Below are 17,847 nucleotides of genomic sequence, written 5' to 3' on the forward strand. Positions count from 1 at the left end.
GGCATCGGCCAGGGCGTCATTAATGACGTCATCGAATCCGGTGCAGGCATCGGCCAGGGCGTCATTAATGACGCCCCTACGGGGTAATGTAGGGGGCGCATTCATGCGCCCCGGGTTTATGGCGCGCACGGTACTATTCGCCATGAATGCCGACCCTACGGGGTAATGCAGGGGCGCATTCATGCGCCCCCGGGTAATTTACGATAACAGACTAAACGCAATCATGCCGACGACAGCGCCGGTGGTGCCGAGAATGGTCTCCATCAGCGTCCAGGTTTTCAGCGTCTCGCCCTCAGTGGCACCGGTAAAGCGGCCAAACAACCAGAAGCCGGCGTCATTGACGTGGCTGATAATGATTGAACCACCGCCAATGCAGATAGAGAGCGCCGCCAGCTGCGCGCCGCTGTAATGCAGCGGTTCGATCACCGGCATCACCAGACCCACGGTGGTCAGACAGGCCACGGTTGCAGAACCCTGAATCACCCGGATGGCCCCCGCCAGAATAAAGCAGGCCAGCGCAATCGGCATACCGGCACCGGTCAGCGCGTGCCCCAGCACCGGCCCCACGCCAGAGTCGACCAGCACCTGCTTAAAGACGCCGCCGGCACCGATCACCAGCAGAATAATGCCAGCGGGCTGCAGCGCGCTGCCGCATACCTGCATCACCTTCTCTTTATCCATGCCCTGCCGGTACGCCAGACCATAGATCGCCACCAGCAGCGCCAGCAGGATCGCGGTAAACGGATGGCCGATAAACTCCAGCCATTCGTAAAGCCGGGTATCCGGCGTGGTAAAGCGGGCACCGATGGTTTTCAGGCCAACCAGCAGCAGCGGGAACAGGATCAGAGAGAGGCTGAAACCAAATGAGGGCAGCTTCCCCTCGCCTACCTCCGGCTGATGATCTTCCGGCGGTGCGCTGAAGCTGACGTGCCGGGCGATCAGGCTGCCAAACAGCGGCCCGGCGATCAGCATGCCCGGGATGGCTGCACAGAGTCCCAGCAGGATCATCCAGCCAAAATCAGCGTGCATTTGTGCTGCCAGCAGCATCGGCGCAGGTCCCGGCAGCAGAAACGCCGCCGCCGCCGCCACGCCGGCAAACAGCGGGATCACCAGCTTCACCAGATTGTCATGGGTGCGGCGCGCTACCGCAAAGGCGATACTGATCAGCAGCACGACTGCGACTTCAAAAAACAGCGGCAGCGCACAGATCAACCCGGCAATCCCCATCGCATAGTGCGCCCGGCTTTCGCCAAAGGTTTTCAGCATCCGGATAGCGATCTGATCTACCGCACCGGTTTCATGCAGGATTTTGCCAAACATGGCGCCAAGCGCCACCACAATGGCAAGAAAGCCCAGCGTGCCGCCCATGCCTTTTTGCATGGTGTCGGCGATCTGATCGAGCGGCATTCCGGAGAAGAGCCCGGCGCCGATAGAAACTAACATCAGGGCGACAAAGGCGTGCATACGCGCTTTCATTACCAGAAACAGCAGCAGCAGGACAGAGCCTGCTGCGGTTAACACCAGCGTTGCGGTACTCATTACTCGCCCTTGTTGATTGCATCCCTGATGGTCGCAACCGTAGCCGCAACAACGTCATCCAGCGAGTGATTGATATCCACCATCAGGACGTCAGCCTCATCTGTGCCAGGTTCCTGCAGCGTGGCAAACTGCGTCACCAGCATCTGCGGCTTAAAGAAGTGGCCTTTACGAGCTTTGAGACGGGTTTCAATCGTATCAAAATCGCCTTTCAGGTAGATAAACTTCAGGTTGTGATTGCCCTGACGCAGAATGTCGCGATAGGACTTTTTCAGCGCTGAGCAGACGATAATCGACACTGCCTGGGTCCGTTGCATGGCAAAAGCCGCGTCGTTCAGAGCCTGCAGCCACGGCTGGCGATCGTTATCATCCAGCGGATGGCCTTCCGCCATTTTCATGATATTGCTGCGCGGATGGAGGAAATCCCCGTCCAGAAAGGCGGTATTCAGTTCGTGTGAGACCCGATTAGCGACGACAGACTTTCCGCTGCCGGATACACCCATCAGGATAAAAACGTGATGTGATGAAGATGGCGTGATCATAGTTTTGCGCTCCGGCAGCTTATTCTGCCAATGTTACCGATAACAAATCTGTCATTCATTGTCGGAGTGCGTTCCGGTGCTGACAACCCTCGGCAGCCGGAAAAGCGTAAAAGTGTGAAGTGACGCATATAATCGCTAAAATCAGATGCTGTCACCTTCAGCGATTTCAAAGCCGATATCGAGCGGGCCGCTGAAGGCGTAATCGCCACCAATGCGCCCCAGCAGCATGGCGGCCGCTTCGCGCCCCATGCGTTCGCGCGGCGTCAGCACGGTTGCCAGGCGTGGCGTCACCACCTGCGTAATGTCATGCCCGTGAAAGCCCGCAATCGCCATCTGCTCCGGCACGCGCAGCCCCTGACGCTGGCACTCAAACATGGCCCCTACCGCCAGGTCATCATTGGTACAGAACAGGCTGTCCGTTGCCGGATAACGCTTCTGCGCCTCGCACAGCAGCTGCGCGCCGGCGCTGAAGGAAGAGGCGTCTTCCATCATCACGCTATGCGGTATCAGGCCCGCCTCGCGCATCGCCTGTTCATATCCCTGCTGCTTCTGCAGCGTACGCTCATCCAGCCGTGCCCCCAGGTAGACCGTGTGGCGATGCCCTTTTTTCAGGATAGCCTGCGTCATCTGCCGCGCCGCTTCGACATTGTCAAATCCCACCGCCATATCAAGACACGGCGTAACGCTGTCCATTATCTCAATAACCGGGATCCCGGCCACCTCCAGCATGCGCAGCGTGCCGGTGGTATGGGTGCGTTCGGTTAAGATCACCCCGTCAATATTCCAGCCCAGCAGCGAGCGCAGCTGTCGCTCTTCTTTTTCCGGGTTATAGCCAAAGTGCGCCACCAGCGTCTGATATCCCGCCTCATCGGTCACGGTTTCAATGCCACGCAGCACGTCAGCAAAAACCTGGTTGGTCAGGGAGGGCAGCAGCACGCCAATGGCGCGGCTGGTGGCGTTTGAGAGCATATCGGGTGCACGATTAGGGATGTAGCCCAGCTCATCCAGCGCAACGGCAATCTTGTCACGCAGCGCCGCAGAGACGCGCTCGGGGTCGCGCAGGTAGCGACTGACGGTCATTTTGGTGATGCCGACGCGATCGGCGACGTCCTGTAATACCGGTCTTTTCTTCTTCATCGTATGCACCTGAGGCCAGAGATACGCTGAGTTTATCACTATTTTTACCGCTTCCGCGTCTGATGCCCGTCTGCACCCAGGGCGGACCGCCTGCGGATAAAAAAAAGCCAGCACGCAGGCTGGCTAAACAATACCGGAAGCAATGTGAGCAATGTCGTGCTTACCACAGCTGTCAGGCCGGGCTCGCATGACAATAATAATCATTATCATTCGCGTCTGTAAACCCCGTTGCCGGTTTTTATTCACCCGATGCCAGAACTGGCTGAGATCGGATAGAATTTTCCCGGCCTGCAGGGAAACGCCATGCGCCAGAATACCGTTCGTTATGCTGACGGCGCACCGGCGTGCGCCGCCGCAGCGGTTAATAACCGGCGCTGAGATCGTCGACGGAACGCGGATCGGACGCGCCGTAGCGCATGCCGTCCGGCCCAATCATGATGCTCTGCGTGCTGCCCATTGCAGGCATCACCTTCACGTGCTGGCCTTTGGCTTCCAGCAGCCGCAGCGTATCAGGACTGAAGCCTTTCTCCACGCGCAGCTGATCGGGCAGCCACTGGTGATGAAAACGCGGGGCGTTAGTTGCTTCCGCCACGTTCATCCCAAAATCGATGCTGTTAACCACCATCTGCAGCACAGTTGTGATGATCCGGCTGCCGCCCGGACTGCCGGTGACCAGCCAGGTTTTCCCCTCTTTTGCCACAATCGTTGGTGACATTGAGGAGAGCGGACGCTTCGCCGGCTGAATCGCATTCGCCTCACCGCCGACCAGACCGTAGACGTTTGGCGTACCGGGCTTCGCGGAGAAATCATCCATTTCATTGTTCATCAGGATGCCGCTGTTGCCCGCCACGATCCCGCTGCCAAAGTAGGTGTTCAGGGTATAGGTCACTGCCACGGCATTACCCGCTTTATCCACCACAGAGAAATGGGTGGTCTGATTGCTCTCATACGGTGCCAGTTTACCCGGTTTGATCTCTGATGACGGCCGCGCTTTGCTGACATCGATCTGCTGCGCCAGGGTTCTGGCGTAAGCTTTGCTGGTCAGCGCCTGCTGCGGCACTTTGACGAAATCGGGATCGCCAAGATACTCGGAGCGATCGGCATAGGCGTGCTTCTCCGCTTCTGCCATAACCTGCATGGCATCTGCGCTGCCGAAGCCCCACTTCGCCAGGTCGAAGTTCTCCAGAATATTCAGGATCTGCACAATGTGGATCCCGCCGGATGAGGGAGGCGGCATAGAGAACACTTCATAACCGCGATAGGTGCCGCTGACCGGTTTGCGCTCCACGGCACGATAAGCAGCAAGATCGCCTTTGCCAATCAGCCCGCCATGCTGTGCCATCTCGCCCGCGATCTCATCAGCAATACGGCCTTTATAAAATGCGTCTGCCCCCTGCTGCGCAATCAGCTGCAGGCTGCGGGCCAGGTTCTTCTGCACCAGCCGATCGCCTTTCTGATAAGGTTTACCGTCCGCTTTATAAAAAATTGCCCGGCTGGTGGCGTAATTGATCAGATTCTCTTTGCCATAGGTGGCGAGATCGTCCGCCAGCGCGTCGTTGACGATAATACCGTCGCGTGCCAGCCTGATAGCCGGGGCCAGCAGCGTGCGCAGCGGCAGCGTGCCATACTTCTGTGCCGCCAGCGCAAATCCTGCCACCGTGCCCGGCGTACCCGACGCCAGGTGCGAAGTAAGCGATAACTTACTATCCGCGTTGCCCTGCTTATCAAGGAACATATCGCGCGAGGCGCGCGCCGGCGCCATTTCACGAAAGTCGATAGCAGCAGTGCGTCCGGAAGCGGTGCGCAGCAGCATAAAGCCGCCGCCGCCGAGATTACCCGCCTGCGGATGAGTAACCGCCAGCGCAAAGCCCACGGCGATCGCCGCATCCACTGCATTACCACCCTGCTTAAGGATCTCCACGCCCACCTGAGTTGCCATAGCGTCCACCGAAGCAACCATGCCGTGCTGCGCTTTCACCGGATGAAAGGTGTCGCTGTCAACGCCGTAAGAGACAGGCGGTGCACTGGCGGGCGCGGCGGCGGCCCCCTGCACCACGGTAAAACTCATTAACATCGCCCAGCTCAACTGGCGCAACCTGCCTGCTGTCTTCATCCTGCCACCATCCTTTTCAGTTGTTTACATTTGTTATTTAGTAATGCAAGTGTTTGCTAATGCAGTAAAAACATACCACTTAACGCAAATTGCACGCACGCCCGATTTCAGGCTTTGTGATATCGCATAAACTTATGATCAAGACGCAGACTGCCTGCAGGCAGCCTGTTTACACAGCAGGTCAGACGACCGGAGGGAATAATGAAACCATGGCTTATTGCGCTGGCAGCCCTGCTGCCGCTAAGCGGTATGGCGAACACGCTGAATAATAACAATGTGAATCAGCCCGGCTATAACCCAAGCCAGCAGCGTATGCAGACGCAGATGCAGACCCAGCAGCAGCAGCAGCAGCGCCTGCTGCATCAGGATCAGCAGCGGCAGACGCAAAATATGCAGCGGCAGCTGCAGGAAAAACGCGACAGTACCCGGCAGCAGGTGCTGCAGTCGCAGCCGGGTCAGAATACGCAGCAGAACGGCACAATGCCGAACAGTAACTAACTGAAGTCGGGACCAATGATGTCAATGCGGTCGGTGCAGATGGCATCCACACCCCAGTTCAGCAGCTCGCGTGCACGCGCGGGCTGATTAACCGTATACACCAGGATACGCAGCCCGGCTGCTTTCAGCCGCGCTGTGCGCTCTGCGTCGAGCAGCCGGTAATTCAGGTGAATCGACACGCATCCCAGCCTGGCGGTCAGTGCCTGCCATGCGTCATCCCACTCATCCAGCAGCAAACCACGCGGCAGCTCCGGAGCGGCCTGCTGTGCCGCTGCCAGCGCGTCAGGTGAAAATGAAGAGAGCAGCGGGGGTATCTGCCCCTGCCAGAGCTTACGGGCAGCCAGCGCCACGGCAGCACCTGTCTCAGCGTCGGTGCCGGTGGTCGGTTTGATCTCAATATTTGCCATCATCCGGTGCTGGCGACAGCGCGCCGCCACATCTGTCAGCAGCGCCAGCGGTTCGCCCGTAAATGCCCGGCCGAACCAGTCGCCGGCATCGAGCTGTGCCAGCTGCGACCACGTCTGCTCGCCTGCCACGCCCCAGCCGTTACTGGTGCGATCGAGCGTGTCATCGTGCAGCAGAAAGATCTGTTTATCCTGCGAGAGTTTGGCATCAAACTCAATCATGGTATGGCCATAGCGCGCGCCGGTATCAATCGCCGCCAGCGTATTTTCCGGGGCGAGTTTACCGCCGCCGCGATGGGCCACAATTTTCGGGTAGGGCCAGTTGTTGTCACTCATTCCAGACGTTTTCCATGTACAGAATCGAAGAAGTGTAACGCATCCGGCGGCAGATGCAGCCACAGCGTGCTGCCCGCCTGCGGACGTTCGCTGTGCGGCAGCCGGACCACCAGCCGCGCCTGGCCAAGATGGCCATGCGCAAGGTTATCTGCGCCGAGGATCTCCAGCGTATCGATCACCAGTGGCACGCCGCCTGCTTCACGTGAAGAGAGATGGATATGCTCAGGACGAATGCCGAGCGTCATCGTCTGGTTAGCCCACTGCGGCCGTCTCCCGCCCAGTGGCAGGCTGTTCAGGGCATCCAGCGTAAAGTGCGTGCCGTCGCGGCTGATCTGCCCTGGCAGCAGGTTCATCGCCGGTGAGCCGATAAAAGCGGCGACAAACTGGCTGGCCGGACGCTCATAGACCTCTACCGGCGTGCCAACCTGCTCCACAATCCCTTTATTCATCACCATCACCCGCTCTGCCAGCGTCATCGCTTCAACCTGATCGTGCGTAACATAGAGGCTGGTGGTTTTCAGGCGACGGTGCAGCTGCTGCAGTTCAAGGCGCATCTGCACGCGCAGCCGCGCATCAAGGTTAGACAGGGGTTCATCGAACAGGAATACAGCCGGCTCACGTACGATAGCGCGTCCCATCGCCACGCGCTGCCGCTGGCCGCCTGAAAGTTCACGCGGTCGCCGGGTCAGCAGGTGATCAAGTTCCAGACTGCGCGCGGTTTCCAGCACGCGCTGAGCGATCTGCGCTTTACTCATGCCGCGGATCTTCAGGCCATAGCCCATGTTTTCGCCTACCGTCATATGCGGGTAGAGCGCATAGTTCTGGAAGACCATCGCGATGCCGCGATCTTTCGGCTCCATCTCCGTGACCCGCTGCTCAGCAATAAAAATGTCGCCGGAGCTGACGCGCTCCAGTCCGGCCACCATACGCAGCAGCGTCGACTTACCGCAGCCGGAGGGCCCCACCATCACCATAAACTCGCCCTCGTTGATGGTAATGGTCAGCGGCTGGATCACCGCATTTTTGCCGTCATACGATTTTGTCACGCTCTGTAAGGTTACGCCTGCCATCTATTTCTCATTCTCCACCAGGCCACGCACAAATGCGCGCTGCATTACAAGAACCACCACAACCGGTGGGATCAGGGTTAATAACATCGCTGCCATCACTTCATTCCACTGCGTCGGGCCGCCGCTGGTATTGATCATGCTTTTTACCCCCGCTACGGCGGTGCTCAGGCTGGCATCATTAATAATCAGCAGCGGCCAGAGATACTGATTCCAGCCATAGATAAACGTGATCACAAACAGCGCGGCAAGGTTGGTTTTTGACAGCGGCAGGACAATGTCCCAAAAGAAGCGCATTGGTCCGGCACCATCAATGCGCGCGGCTTCAATCAGCTCATCCGGCAGCGACAGGAAAAACTGGCGAAACAGAAACGTGGCCGTTGCCGACGCCATCAGCGGCAGCGTCAGACCGCTGTAGCTGTCGAGCAGGTTGAGCGTGGCGATCACTTCTACCGTCGGAAAGATGCGCACTTCAACCGGCAGCATCAGGGTAATGAAAATCAGCCAGAAAAAGAGCGTGCGCAGCGGAAAACGAAACCAGACCAGCGCAAAGGCTGAGAGCATAGAGACGCTGATTTTGCCGAACGTAATTGCCAGCGCCATGATACAGCTGTTCAGCAGCATCATGCCAAACGCCGCGCTGCCGTTAACGCCCTGCGTCCAGATACGCGAGACGTTCTCCCAGAGATGCGTGCCGGGCACCAGCGTCATCGGGACCTGATAAACCGCGGTGTTATCCAGCGTGGCGGCTACAAAGGCCACATAGAGCGGAAACAGAATGGTCAGCACACCCAGAATCAGCAGAGTGTGGCTGAAGATATCCAGCCCGCGTCGGTTCTCAATCATTGATATTGCACCTTACGCTCAACAAAGCGGAACTGCAGAATAGTCAGGCCAATCACCAGCAGCATCAGCACAACCGACTGCGCGGCAGATGAGGAGAGATCGAGACCGGTAAATCCTTCCCGATAAATTTTGTAGATAAGCGTGGTGGTAGACTGTACCGGCCCGCCACCGGTGGCGGCGTCAATGACCGGGAAGGTATCAAAGAAGGCGTAGACCAGATTGATCACCAGCAGAAAGAAGCTCACCGGCGTAATCAGTGGCAGTGAAAGATGAAAAAAGCGGCGTACCGGCCCGGCCCCGTCGATGGCTGCCGCCTCAATCAGCGACCTCGGAATCGACTGCAGCGCGGCGAAGAAAAACAGAAAGTTGTAGCTCATCTGCTGCCAGATAGAGGCGAGCACCACCAGAAACATTGCCTGACCGCTGTTCTGCGCATAATTCCAGTTATAGCCAGCCTGGTTGAGCAGATGACTGAACAGCCCAAGCCCCGGATTAAAGAGAAACATCCACAGCACCGCGGCGACCACCGGCGCCACCGCGTACGGCAGCAGCAGCAGGGTCTGGTAGAGTTTTTGCAGGCTTACGACATAGTCAACCAGCGCTGCCAGCAGAAGCGAAAACAGCATGCCCAGTACCGTGACCAGCAGGCTGAAGACGATGGTGGTGCGGAACGAGTCGAGATAATACGGATCGCTGAACAGACGGCTGAAGTTCTCCAGCCCGACAAGGGTACTCGAGATGCCAAACGGATCGATGCTCTGCAGCGAATACCATAGCGCTTCTCCGGCGGGCCAGAGAAAGAAAATGGCGGTGATAATCAGCTGCGGTGCCATCAGCAAATAGGGCAGCAGCCGGGCACGAAAGACCGGACGAGACGATGAGGGCATAGAAAACTCACGCTGAAAGCGGGAGCGGCACAGCGCCGCTCCCGGTGGATCGGATTTATTTCACCTGCTGTTCAAAACGGCGCAGCAGTGCGTTACCGCGTTTAACCGCATTATCCAGCGCCGCCTGTGGCGTCTGCTTGCCGGTCCAGACGCCTTCCAGCTCTTCGTCCACCACCGTGCGGATTTGCGGCATGTTGCCGAGGCGCATACCTTTGGTGTACGGCAGCGGATCTTTATTGAGCATCTGCCGGGTGGCGATATCCGCGCCCGGATTCTTCTCATAGAAGCCCTGCTTTCTGGTCAGCTCATAGGCAGCGGTGGTGATAGGCAGGTAGCCGGTTTTCTGATGCCATTCGGCGGCAATCTCCGGCTGGGCGAGGAACTTCATAAACTCTGCCGCCCCTTTATACGTGGCCGCATCTTTGCCTTTCATCACCCACAGGCTGGCACCGCCAATAATGGCATTCTGCGGGGCTTCAGGTACGGTCTCGTCATACGGCATCATGCCGACGCCGAAGTTGAATTTGGCGTAGTGCTTGATATCCGCCAGTGAACCTGAGGAGGCGGTAGTAATACCGCAGTCGCCGTTGTAAAACTTGGCGGTTGGCTCATCTTTGCGCCCGAAGTAGGTGAAATCACCTTTTTTGTTCATCTCTTCGAGCATCTGAATATGCCGCACCTGTACCGGTTTATTAAACTCCAGCACCGCATCCGTGCCGTCGAAGCCGTTGTTTTTACTGGCTACCGGCAGCGCATGCCACGCGCTGAAGTTTTCAATCTGGATCCAGCCCTGCCAGCCGCTGGCATAGCCGCAGCTCATGCCGGCTTTACGCAGCGCGGCAGCGTCTTTTGCCAGTTCCTGCCAGGTTTTCGGCGGCTGTTCCGGATCCAGCCCCGCTTTTTTAAAGGCATCTTTGTTGTAGTAGAGCACCGGCGTTGAGCTGTTAAACGGCTGAGAGATCAGCTGACCGCTGCTGTCGCTGTAGTAACCCGCCACGGCCGGCACAAACTGCTTCGCATCCATCTGCACGCCAGCCTGGCTGAACACTTCATGCACCGGCACAATCGCTTTTGAGGCCATCATGGTTGCCGTACCGACTTCATAGACCTGCAGCAGCGCAGGCGCTTTGCCGGTGCGTACTGCTGCGATCCCCGCCGCCAGGCTCTGCTCGTAGTTACCTTTATAAGTGGGCACAATTTTGTAATCGGGATGCGCCTGGTTAAAACGCTGTGCCAGAGAGTCAACTTCTTTGCCTAACTCCCCTTCCATTGAGTGCCAGAAAGGGATTTCGGTCGCAGCCAGCGCGTTACCGCTGAGCGCCAGACCAAGCAACACACTCATCAGACGGGGACGAAGCGTTAAAGCGGTCATAAAGTTTTCCTGTGCTGTTAGGTACGCGCAATATCACGCATTTTTTGTTCGCGGAGTAACATGACACGGGAAGATGATAGAAAAATAACCGAAATATGACAGAGATGTGACACACAGAAACGGGGCAGCCAGGGGGCAAAACGTGAACGCTGTGCACACTTTTTAGCAAAAAAACGCAGGCAGGGAGAAAGGCGGCCCGGCAGGATCCCGGGCCGCAGGCAGATCAGGCGCCGAGATAGGCGCTGCGCACCGCTTCATTGGAGAGCAGTGCTTCGCCACTGTCCTCCAGCACCACGTGGCCGTTTTCCAGCACGTAACCGCGATCGGCCAGCTTCAGCGCCTGATTGGCGTTTTGCTCAACGAGGAAGATGGTCATCCCCTCTTTACGCAGCTGCTCGATAGTGTCAAAAATCTGCTGGATGATGATAGGGGCCAGTCCGAGTGAAGGTTCATCCAGCAGCAGCAGGCGCGGCTGACTCATCAGCGCACGACCAATTGCCAGCATCTGCTGTTCACCGCCAGACATCGTGCCGGCACGCTGCACTTTGCGCTCTGCCAGCCGGGGAAAGAGCTGATAAACCTGCTCAATGCGCGTCTGATACTCCTGCCGGCTGGCAAAAAAGCCGCCCATCGCCAGGTTCTCTTCCACCGTCATGCGGGAAAACACCCGGCGTCCTTCCGGCACAATAGCGATCGCCTCCCGCATGATTTTCGCCGTCTGCCAGTCGGTAATGGTTTTACCGTCAAACACAATGGTGCCGCTGGTGGCGCGCGGCTCACCGCACAGCGTGCCCAGCAGCGTGGTTTTGCCGGCGCCGTTGGCACCAATCAGCGTGACGATCTCCCCCTGGCTGATATGCAGATTGATATTGTGCAGCGCCTGAATCGGGCCGTAGTGGGCGCTTACACCCTGCAGTGTTAACATCGGGTTTGCCATCTTACGCCTCACCTAAATAAGCCCGGATCACATCCGGGTTGTTGCGAATCTGTTCCGGCGTACCGTTCGCCAGCGGCGTTCCCTGATTAACCACGTAGATGCGATCGGAGATGCCCATAACCAGCTTCATATCGTGTTCAATCAGCAGTACTGACACCTTATGCTCGCTGCGCAGCTCGGCGATCAGCGCATCCAGCTCATGCGTTTCACGCGGGTTGAGGCCTGCTGCCGGCTCATCCAGCATCAGGATCTCCGGGCGCGTGACCATGCAGCGGGCAATTTCCAGCCGGCGCTGCTGGCCGTAAGCGAGATTGCCCGCCTGACGGTTTGCCAGCTCCAGCAGGCCGATACGCTCCAGCCAGGTTGCAGCGCGATCGAGCGCCTCGCTCTCGCCACGGCGAAAAGCCGGGGTTTTTAACAGACCAGAAAAGACACCGCTTTTCAGATGCTGATGCTGTGCCACCAGCAGGTTTTCAATCACCGTCATCTCACGGAACAGACGCACGTGCTGGAACGTGCGCACGATGCCCATGCGCGCGATTTTCTGTCCCGGCAGGCCCTGCAGCGGCTGATCGCGCAGTGTGATCGTTCCGCCGGTAGGCTTATAAAAGCCGGTCAGGCAGTTGAACACGGTGGTTTTACCGGCCCCGTTTGGTCCGATAAGCGAAACAATCTCCTGCGGATGCAGCGCCAGTGCCACATTGTTGACGGCCAGCAGGCCGCCAAAACGCATCATCAGGCCTTCAACGGCTAATAAAGGCTGACTCATGCCTGCTCTCCCTGTTTGCTCTGTTTCAGTTTCAGATGCGGACGCTTCATCGGCAGTAAACCCTGCGGACGCCAGATCATCATCAGCACCATCAGGCCGCCCAGCACCAGCATGCTGTACTCATTAAGATCGCGCATCAGTTCACGCGACACCACCAGCAAAACAGCGGCGAGGATCACCGCCAGCTGAGACCCCATCCCGCCCAGTACCACGATAGCCAGTACAAAAGCGGACTCGACAAACGTAAACGACTCCGGACTGACAAAGCCCTGGCGTGCCGCAAACAGCGTGCCGGCAAAGCCTGCAAACACGGCGCTGATGGTAAAAGCGGTCAGCTTGATACGCGTCGGGCTCAGGCCCAGCGAGCGGCAGGCGATCTCATCTTCACGCAGCGCTTCCCATGCGCGGCCCAGCGGCATACGCAGCAGGCGGTTGATCACAAACAGCGTCAGCACTACCAGCAGCAGCGCCACCAGGTAGAGGAAAATCACGCGGTGGTTGGGATTGTAGGCAAGCCCCGTCAGTTCATGGAACGTGGTCCATCCCCCTTCGCTGACGCGCCGGCCAAACTCAATGCCAAACAGGCCGGGCTTAGGGATCTGTGCGATACCGTTCGGCCCCCCGGTTATGGAGGTGCTGTTGAGCAGCAAAATACGCACGATTTCACCGAAGCCGAGCGTAACAATCGCCAGATAGTCGCCGCGCAGGCGCAGCACCGGAAACCCCAGCATCAGCCCAAAGGCGCCAGCCACGATGCCCGCCAGCGGCAGGCTTTCCCAGAAACCAAAACCGTAGTAGTGGTTCAGCAGCGCAAAAGTATAGGCACCAATGGCATAAAAGCCGCCGTAGCCCAGTACCAGCAGCCCGGAGAGTCCGACCACTACGTTAAGCCCCAGGCCCAGCATGACGTAGATCAGCGTCAGCGTCGCAATGTCGATGCTGCCACGTGACGCAAACAGCGGCCACGCAACGGCAGCCACGATCAGCAGCGCCATCAGCAGCTTCTGCTTCGCCGTAGAGCCATCAAACGCCGGCAGCACAAAGGCTTTACCGCTGCGGCGAAGCCGGCCTGCAAACAGCGGACGCAGCAGCTGAAAGATAAAGACCACCGCGCAGCCCACGAAGATCCAGTTCCAGCGAACGTCGCCCGCGCTGACAACAATCAGCCGGGTGCCATCCAGGTCCAGACGAACGCCCATAAAGAAGCTGGCCAGTACCAGCAGCATTGCCGCGGAAAGCACGGCGTTAAGCAGCCCGAGACGCTTCATACTTTCTCTACCTCCGGGCGGCCCAGGATACCGGTTGGCATCACCAGCAATACCACGATCAGCAGCGCAAAGGAGACCACATCTTTATATTCCGTCGAGAGGTAAGCTGACGTCAGCGCTTCCGCAATGCCGAGTACCAGTCCGCCAATCATGGCGCCCGGAATACTGCCGATACCGCCCAGCACCGCTGCAGTAAATGCTTTCATGCCGGCCATAAAGCCGATAAACGGGTTGATTGAGCCGTAGAACTGCCCCAGCAGCACGCCAGCAACCGCTGCCATAGCCGCACCAATCACAAAGGTCAGCGAAATGACGCGGTCGGTATTGATGCCCAGCAGGCTCGCCATTTTCAGATCTTCTGCGCAGGCTCGGCAGGCGCGGCCCATACGCGAATAGCGGATAAACAGCGTCAGTGCCAGCATTGCCAGAAACGTCACTACCCAGATCACCAGCTGCATGGTGGTGAGCGTGGCGGCGAAGCCGTTGCTTTCACCCAATGTCCACTGGCCGGTGATCAGACTCGGCAGCGCCAGATCGCGCGAGCCCTGGGTCAGGCTGACGTAGTTTTGCAGGAAAATAGACATCCCGATGGCGGAGATAAGCGCAATCAGCCGCTTGGAAGCGCGCACCGGTTTATAGGCGACGCGTTCAATACTCCAGCCGTAGGCGCTGGAGATGATCACTGCCATGATAAAACCGGCGGCAATCATCAGCCACGCGGTATCAATACCCATCATCATCAGGGCGGCAATGACAATAAAAGAGACATAGCTGCCGATCATATAGACCTCGCCGTGGGCGAAGTTGATCATGCCGATAATGCCATACACCATGGTGTAGCCAATGGCGATCAGCGCATAGGTGCTCCCGAGGGTCACCCCGTTGAACATCTGCTGAATAAAATAGAGAAACTGCTCGGACATAGTGAGGACCTGCAAGTGAATCAGAGATTCCCTCTCTGGGGTAAGAAAGGGTCAGGGAAGCAAACCGCTCGCAGCGCGTTTGCCTGCTCCCTGCCCCCGCCCGCGTACGGGAGGGGGAGATAGTTACGCTATAGGGTATAACCGGTTAACAGCGATTATTTCACTGCGGTTGATGAGCCATCTTTGTGCCATTTGAACACGCCGAACTCGAACCCTTTCAGATCGCCTTTCTGATCCCAGCTCAGGTTGCCCATCACGGTTGGCACCGGTGCGCCCTCTTTCAGGTTTTTGGCAATGGCATCGGGCTCGTCGCTCTTGCTGCGCTCAATACCCGCCACCAGCGACTGGATCGCGGCATAGGTAGTCCAGACAAACGGACCGGTCGGATCTTTGCGGTTTGAGGCGCTGTTGCCTTTAATAGCATCAACAATTGCCTTGTTCTCTGGCAGCTGGTCATAACGCTTCGGCAGCGTAACGTACAGGCCTTCGGACGCATCACCCGCAATATTGGAGAGTGATGCGTTACCCACGCCCTCTGGCCCCATAAAGCCCGCTTTCAGGCCGGCCGTTTTTGCCTGACGCAGAATCTGCCCCAGCTCCGGGTAGTAGCCACCGTAGTAAACAAAGTCGACGTTCTCTTTCTTCAGACGGGCAATCAGCGTGGAGAAATCTTTATCGCCGGCAGTGATCCCCTCAAACAGCACCACGTTGCCGCCTTTGGCTTTCAGGGTTTTCTGCACGGACTCTGCCAGACCCTGGCCGTACTGCTGCTTGTCATGCACAACGGCAATACGTTTCGGCTTGATCTGGTCCAGAATATAGGTCGCTGCCGTCGGACCCTGATCGGAGTCGAGACCGGTGGTGCGCATAACGTCAGCATAGCCACGCGCCGTCAGTTCAGGGGCGGTGGCGGCCGGCGTGATCATCAGAATGCCTTCATCGTTATAGATGTCAGACGCAGGCTGCGTAGAAGAAGAGCAGAGATGGCCGATAACATATTTAATGCCGTCGTTAACGACTTTGTTCGCAACCGCAACCGCCTGTTTCGGGTCACACGCGTCGTCATACTCCACGCCAACCAGCTTGTCGCCGTTTACGCCACCTTTGGCATTAATGTCTTTAATCGCCTGCGCTGCGCCCGTGAACTGCATATCACCATATTGCGCCACCGGGCCGGTTGCTGCACCTACGATAGCAATTTTGATATCAGCAGCCAGCGCGGCATGGCTCATTGCCAGCGCAACGCAGCCCGCCAGTAACGCGCGTCCTTTACTCATCTTCATGCGTACTTCCCCATCTGTTATGTCGTGTCTGTTGTGATTGGTTTTATTTCAGCCAGTGAAAGAAGAAACTGATTCAGATAGAAGGAGTTAGCGCTCTTATCTGGCTTTTTTTGTTAAAACAGCTTTATTTTCAGGTTATTAAACAGGAATTTTCTGCTGTAAATCAACTGACATATTCAGCAATGAGTAGCCTGAACAGCATAATACTCTGGAGGTTATGGCCGTAATTTGCGCACTAGGGCAGCGCGTTATGCTGGCTTATTCAGCAATCGTTGCGGGCTTACTCCACAATCCTGGCAAAGTGTCTGCCATTTGACCTGTTTTTATCGCAAAAAAGTGACAGCGCTCTGACTGTATAAATTCGCTACACTATGCCCTTTCAGCCAGTACAGGTACGGGTTATGAAACTCACTATTCAGCGTATCGTTTCACTTACGCCGCAGGATCGCATCGACCTCGCTAAAATCTGGCCGCAGCAGGATATCGCGCAGCTGGAGAGCAGAATGAGTGATACGCAGCGGCTCTATGCCGCACGGTTTAACGACCGGCTGCTGGGCGCGCTGCAGCTGGAAATCCGCGGCACCCACGGCAAAATCACGCACTTTGAAGTACGCGAGGCCACGCGCCGGCGCGGCGTCGGGCGTTACTTACTGGAGGAGACTCTGGCGCAGAATCGTTCGCAGGCTCACTGGTGGATCGCTGATGATGGCTATGCTGACCAGGGGATCCGGGCGGCCTTTATGCAGGCATGTGGCTTCCGCGCGCAGGCGGACGGGTGGGTAAAAGAGACAGAGTAGAGCCGCGCGACCGGCCGGATGACAGACATAAAAAAGGGCAACCCTGAGGTCGCCCTTATTGCGGTCTGCGGAATATCAGGCTTCAATCGCCAAACGCAGCTTCTTCATCGCGTTCTTTTCCAGCTGACGCACGCGCTCTGCTGAGACGCCATAGCGGTCGGCCAGCTCCTGCAGCGTGGTTTTATTGTCATCATCCAGCCAGCGGGCACGGATGATATGCTGACTGCGCTCGTCCAGGCTGAGCATCGCATCACTCAGCTTATCAGCAGCGTGGGCGTCCCAGTTGTCCTCTTCGATACCGTCAGCGAAGTCTGACGTTTTATCCTGCAGGTAGAGCACGGGAGCCATTGGCTTGCCGTCGCCTGCCTCATCGTCAGAGGACATATCAAAGGTCATGTCCTGCGCCGCCATGCGCGACTCCATCTCCAGCACATCTTTGGTGCTGACGCCGAGCTCACGCGCCACCATGTCAACTTCATCCTGATTAAACCAGCCCAGACGCTGCTTGGTTTTACGCAGGTTAAAGAACAGCTTACGCTGCGCTTTGGTGGTTGCGACTTTGACAATGCGCCAGTTGCGCAGCACATATTCGTGGATCTCAGCTTTGATCCAGTGCACCGCAAATGAGACCAGACGCACGCCGACTTCCGGATTAAAGCGGCGCACCGCTTTCATCAGGCCGATATTGCCTTCCTGAATCAGATCCGCCTGTGGCAGACCATAACCTGCATAGTTACGTGCGATGTGAACAACAAAGCGCAGGTGTGACAGGATCAGCGTTTTCGCTGCATCCAGATCGCCCTGGTAATGCAGCCGCTCAGCCAGTGCTTTTTCCTCTTCTGCCGTCAATACCGGCCAGTTATTGGCAGCCCGAACGTAAGATTCCAGGTTGCCCAGAGGAGCAATCGCTAAAGTTTGCATTTCTTTGGTCATTCAAACCCTCACAAATTCAATGGAATTGCTGCGCGTGTCCTTGCGCAGACGTTACAGTATGTCAACGTCAGACGAAAACCAACAGCAATCTGTGCTAATTAGACGCCGGGGTTATCCACAAGTTCAATTATAGCAGTGAATATTTTACACACAGGTGACAGCGGGGAAAATCGGAGCATTCCTCTGCGCCTGTACTGCT

The 17,847-nt window shown here is 57.3% G+C and carries 17 protein-coding genes; 2 read left to right on the top strand and 15 right to left on the bottom strand.

All coding sequences use genetic code 11. From position 1 onward, the window contains the following. Nucleotides 1-198: 198 nt before the first annotated feature. The 4 genes from gntU to ggt form a co-directional block, all read right to left on the bottom strand. Nucleotides 199-1,539 (bottom strand): gluconate transporter, encoded by a 1,341-nt coding sequence (gntU, locus tag B3041_RS15440; RefSeq protein ID WP_065650371.1) that lies wholly within the window; start codon nucleotides 1,537-1,539, stop codon nucleotides 199-201. Further along, complete coding sequence (gntK, locus tag B3041_RS15445; RefSeq protein WP_065650372.1) at nucleotides 1,539-2,078, bottom strand: gluconokinase; 540 nt, start codon at nucleotides 2,076-2,078, stop codon at nucleotides 1,539-1,541. The genes gntU and gntK overlap by 1 nt, the downstream gene beginning before the upstream one ends. Nucleotides 2,079-2,219: 141 nt before the next feature. After that, nucleotides 2,220-3,215 (bottom strand): gluconate operon transcriptional repressor GntR, encoded by a 996-nt coding sequence (gene gntR / locus B3041_RS15450; RefSeq protein ID WP_065650373.1) that lies wholly within the window; start codon nucleotides 3,213-3,215, stop codon nucleotides 2,220-2,222. Nucleotides 3,216-3,576: 361 nt separating this feature from the next. Continuing rightward, entirely contained in the window at nucleotides 3,577-5,328 is a 1,752-nt protein-coding gene (ggt, locus tag B3041_RS15455) for a gamma-glutamyltransferase (RefSeq protein ID WP_292976974.1), read from the bottom strand. Nucleotides 5,329-5,529: 201 nt separating this feature from the next. Between ggt and B3041_RS15460 the strand changes: the two genes are divergently transcribed. Continuing rightward, a complete protein-coding gene (locus tag B3041_RS15460) occupies nucleotides 5,530-5,826 on the top strand; it encodes a DUF2756 domain-containing protein (protein WP_065650375.1) in 297 nt (98 codons plus the stop codon). Here B3041_RS15460 and ugpQ read toward each other — a convergent pair. From ugpQ to B3041_RS15510, 10 genes are all read right to left on the bottom strand, one after another. After that, entirely contained in the window at nucleotides 5,823-6,566 is a 744-nt protein-coding gene (gene ugpQ / locus B3041_RS15465; RefSeq protein WP_065650376.1) for a glycerophosphodiester phosphodiesterase, read from the bottom strand. The two genes, B3041_RS15460 and ugpQ, sit on opposite strands and share 4 nt — an antisense overlap. Beyond that, a complete protein-coding gene (locus B3041_RS15470) occupies nucleotides 6,563-7,636 on the bottom strand; it encodes a sn-glycerol-3-phosphate import ATP-binding protein UgpC (protein WP_292977004.1) in 1,074 nt (357 codons plus the stop codon). Before B3041_RS15470 ends, ugpQ begins: the two co-directional genes overlap by 4 nt. Then, on the bottom strand, nucleotides 7,637-8,479 hold the full coding sequence (ugpE, locus tag B3041_RS15475) for a sn-glycerol-3-phosphate ABC transporter permease UgpE (RefSeq protein ID WP_065650378.1): 843 nt from the start codon (nucleotides 8,477-8,479) through the stop codon (nucleotides 7,637-7,639). After that, on the bottom strand, nucleotides 8,476-9,366 hold the full coding sequence (gene ugpA / locus B3041_RS15480; protein WP_292977006.1) for a sn-glycerol-3-phosphate ABC transporter permease UgpA: 891 nt from the start codon (nucleotides 9,364-9,366) through the stop codon (nucleotides 8,476-8,478). Before ugpA ends, ugpE begins: the two co-directional genes overlap by 4 nt. Before the next feature lie 55 nt (nucleotides 9,367-9,421). After that, nucleotides 9,422-10,738 carry a sn-glycerol-3-phosphate ABC transporter substrate-binding protein UgpB gene (gene ugpB / locus B3041_RS15485; protein ID WP_065650380.1) on the bottom strand — a complete coding sequence of 439 codons (1,317 nt, stop codon included), beginning with the start codon at nucleotides 10,736-10,738 and terminating at the stop codon, nucleotides 9,422-9,424. Between the two features lie 223 nt (nucleotides 10,739-10,961). Continuing rightward, a complete protein-coding gene (gene livF, locus B3041_RS15490) occupies nucleotides 10,962-11,675 on the bottom strand; it encodes a high-affinity branched-chain amino acid ABC transporter ATP-binding protein LivF (protein ID WP_292977009.1) in 714 nt (237 codons plus the stop codon). 1 nt (nucleotide 11,676) lies between these two features. After that, nucleotides 11,677-12,444 carry a high-affinity branched-chain amino acid ABC transporter ATP-binding protein LivG gene (gene livG, locus B3041_RS15495; protein WP_065650382.1) on the bottom strand — a complete coding sequence of 256 codons (768 nt, stop codon included), beginning with the start codon at nucleotides 12,442-12,444 and terminating at the stop codon, nucleotides 11,677-11,679. Further along, complete coding sequence (locus B3041_RS15500; protein ID WP_292977011.1) at nucleotides 12,441-13,712, bottom strand: high-affinity branched-chain amino acid ABC transporter permease LivM; 1,272 nt, start codon at nucleotides 13,710-13,712, stop codon at nucleotides 12,441-12,443. The genes livG and B3041_RS15500 overlap by 4 nt, the downstream gene beginning before the upstream one ends. Next, nucleotides 13,709-14,635 carry a high-affinity branched-chain amino acid ABC transporter permease LivH gene (livH, locus tag B3041_RS15505; protein ID WP_065650384.1) on the bottom strand — a complete coding sequence of 309 codons (927 nt, stop codon included), beginning with the start codon at nucleotides 14,633-14,635 and terminating at the stop codon, nucleotides 13,709-13,711. The genes B3041_RS15500 and livH overlap by 4 nt, the downstream gene beginning before the upstream one ends. 155 nt (nucleotides 14,636-14,790) lie before the next feature. Then, nucleotides 14,791-15,918 carry a branched-chain amino acid ABC transporter substrate-binding protein gene (locus B3041_RS15510; RefSeq protein WP_065650385.1) on the bottom strand — a complete coding sequence of 376 codons (1,128 nt, stop codon included), beginning with the start codon at nucleotides 15,916-15,918 and terminating at the stop codon, nucleotides 14,791-14,793. Nucleotides 15,919-16,319: 401 nt separating this feature from the next. On the opposite strand from B3041_RS15510, the gene panM reads away from it, so the two are divergent. Beyond that, a complete protein-coding gene (panM, locus tag B3041_RS15515) occupies nucleotides 16,320-16,715 on the top strand; it encodes an aspartate 1-decarboxylase autocleavage activator PanM (RefSeq protein WP_065650386.1) in 396 nt (131 codons plus the stop codon). 75 nt (nucleotides 16,716-16,790) lie between these two features. Here the strand turns inward: panM and rpoH are convergent, their stop codons facing one another. After that, the gene (gene rpoH, locus B3041_RS15520) at nucleotides 16,791-17,648 is read right to left on the bottom strand and encodes an RNA polymerase sigma factor RpoH (RefSeq protein ID WP_065650387.1); all 858 of its coding nucleotides are present in this window, start codon (nucleotides 17,646-17,648) and stop codon (nucleotides 16,791-16,793) included. Nucleotides 17,649-17,847 lie beyond the last annotated feature (199 nt).

This window comes from Pantoea sp. UBA4549 (assembly GCF_002387285.1).
Taxonomy (GTDB): Bacteria; Pseudomonadota; Gammaproteobacteria; order Enterobacterales; family Enterobacteriaceae; genus Pantoea; species Pantoea borealis.

What these genes read in the sequence shown, in the direction of transcription:
- gntU (WP_065650371.1), bottom strand. Translation starts at nt 1,539, where the DNA reads ATGAGTACCGCAACGCTGGTGTTAACCGCAGCAGGCTCTGTCCTGCTG.
- gntK (WP_065650372.1), bottom strand. Translation starts at nt 2,078, where the DNA reads ATGATCACGCCATCTTCATCACATCACGTTTTTATCCTGATGGGTGTA.
- gntR (WP_065650373.1), bottom strand. Translation starts at nt 3,215, where the DNA reads ATGAAGAAGAAAAGACCGGTATTACAGGACGTCGCCGATCGCGTCGGC.
- ggt (WP_292976974.1), bottom strand. Translation starts at nt 5,328, where the DNA reads ATGAAGACAGCAGGCAGGTTGCGCCAGTTGAGCTGGGCGATGTTAATG.
- B3041_RS15460 (WP_065650375.1), top strand. Translation starts at nt 5,530, where the DNA reads ATGAAACCATGGCTTATTGCGCTGGCAGCCCTGCTGCCGCTAAGCGGT.
- ugpQ (WP_065650376.1), bottom strand. Translation starts at nt 6,566, where the DNA reads ATGAGTGACAACAACTGGCCCTACCCGAAAATTGTGGCCCATCGCGGC.
- B3041_RS15470 (WP_292977004.1), bottom strand. Translation starts at nt 7,636, where the DNA reads ATGGCAGGCGTAACCTTACAGAGCGTGACAAAATCGTATGACGGCAAA.
- ugpE (WP_065650378.1), bottom strand. Translation starts at nt 8,479, where the DNA reads ATGATTGAGAACCGACGCGGGCTGGATATCTTCAGCCACACTCTGCTG.
- ugpA (WP_292977006.1), bottom strand. Translation starts at nt 9,366, where the DNA reads ATGCCCTCATCGTCTCGTCCGGTCTTTCGTGCCCGGCTGCTGCCCTAT.
- ugpB (WP_065650380.1), bottom strand. Translation starts at nt 10,738, where the DNA reads ATGACCGCTTTAACGCTTCGTCCCCGTCTGATGAGTGTGTTGCTTGGT.
- livF (WP_292977009.1), bottom strand. Translation starts at nt 11,675, where the DNA reads ATGGCAAACCCGATGTTAACACTGCAGGGTGTAAGCGCCCACTACGGC.
- livG (WP_065650382.1), bottom strand. Translation starts at nt 12,444, where the DNA reads ATGAGTCAGCCTTTATTAGCCGTTGAAGGCCTGATGATGCGTTTTGGC.
- B3041_RS15500 (WP_292977011.1), bottom strand. Translation starts at nt 13,712, where the DNA reads ATGAAGCGTCTCGGGCTGCTTAACGCCGTGCTTTCCGCGGCAATGCTG.
- livH (WP_065650384.1), bottom strand. Translation starts at nt 14,635, where the DNA reads ATGTCCGAGCAGTTTCTCTATTTTATTCAGCAGATGTTCAACGGGGTG.
- B3041_RS15510 (WP_065650385.1), bottom strand. Translation starts at nt 15,918, where the DNA reads ATGAAGATGAGTAAAGGACGCGCGTTACTGGCGGGCTGCGTTGCGCTG.
- panM (WP_065650386.1), top strand. Translation starts at nt 16,320, where the DNA reads ATGAAACTCACTATTCAGCGTATCGTTTCACTTACGCCGCAGGATCGC.
- rpoH (WP_065650387.1), bottom strand. Translation starts at nt 17,648, where the DNA reads ATGACCAAAGAAATGCAAACTTTAGCGATTGCTCCTCTGGGCAACCTG.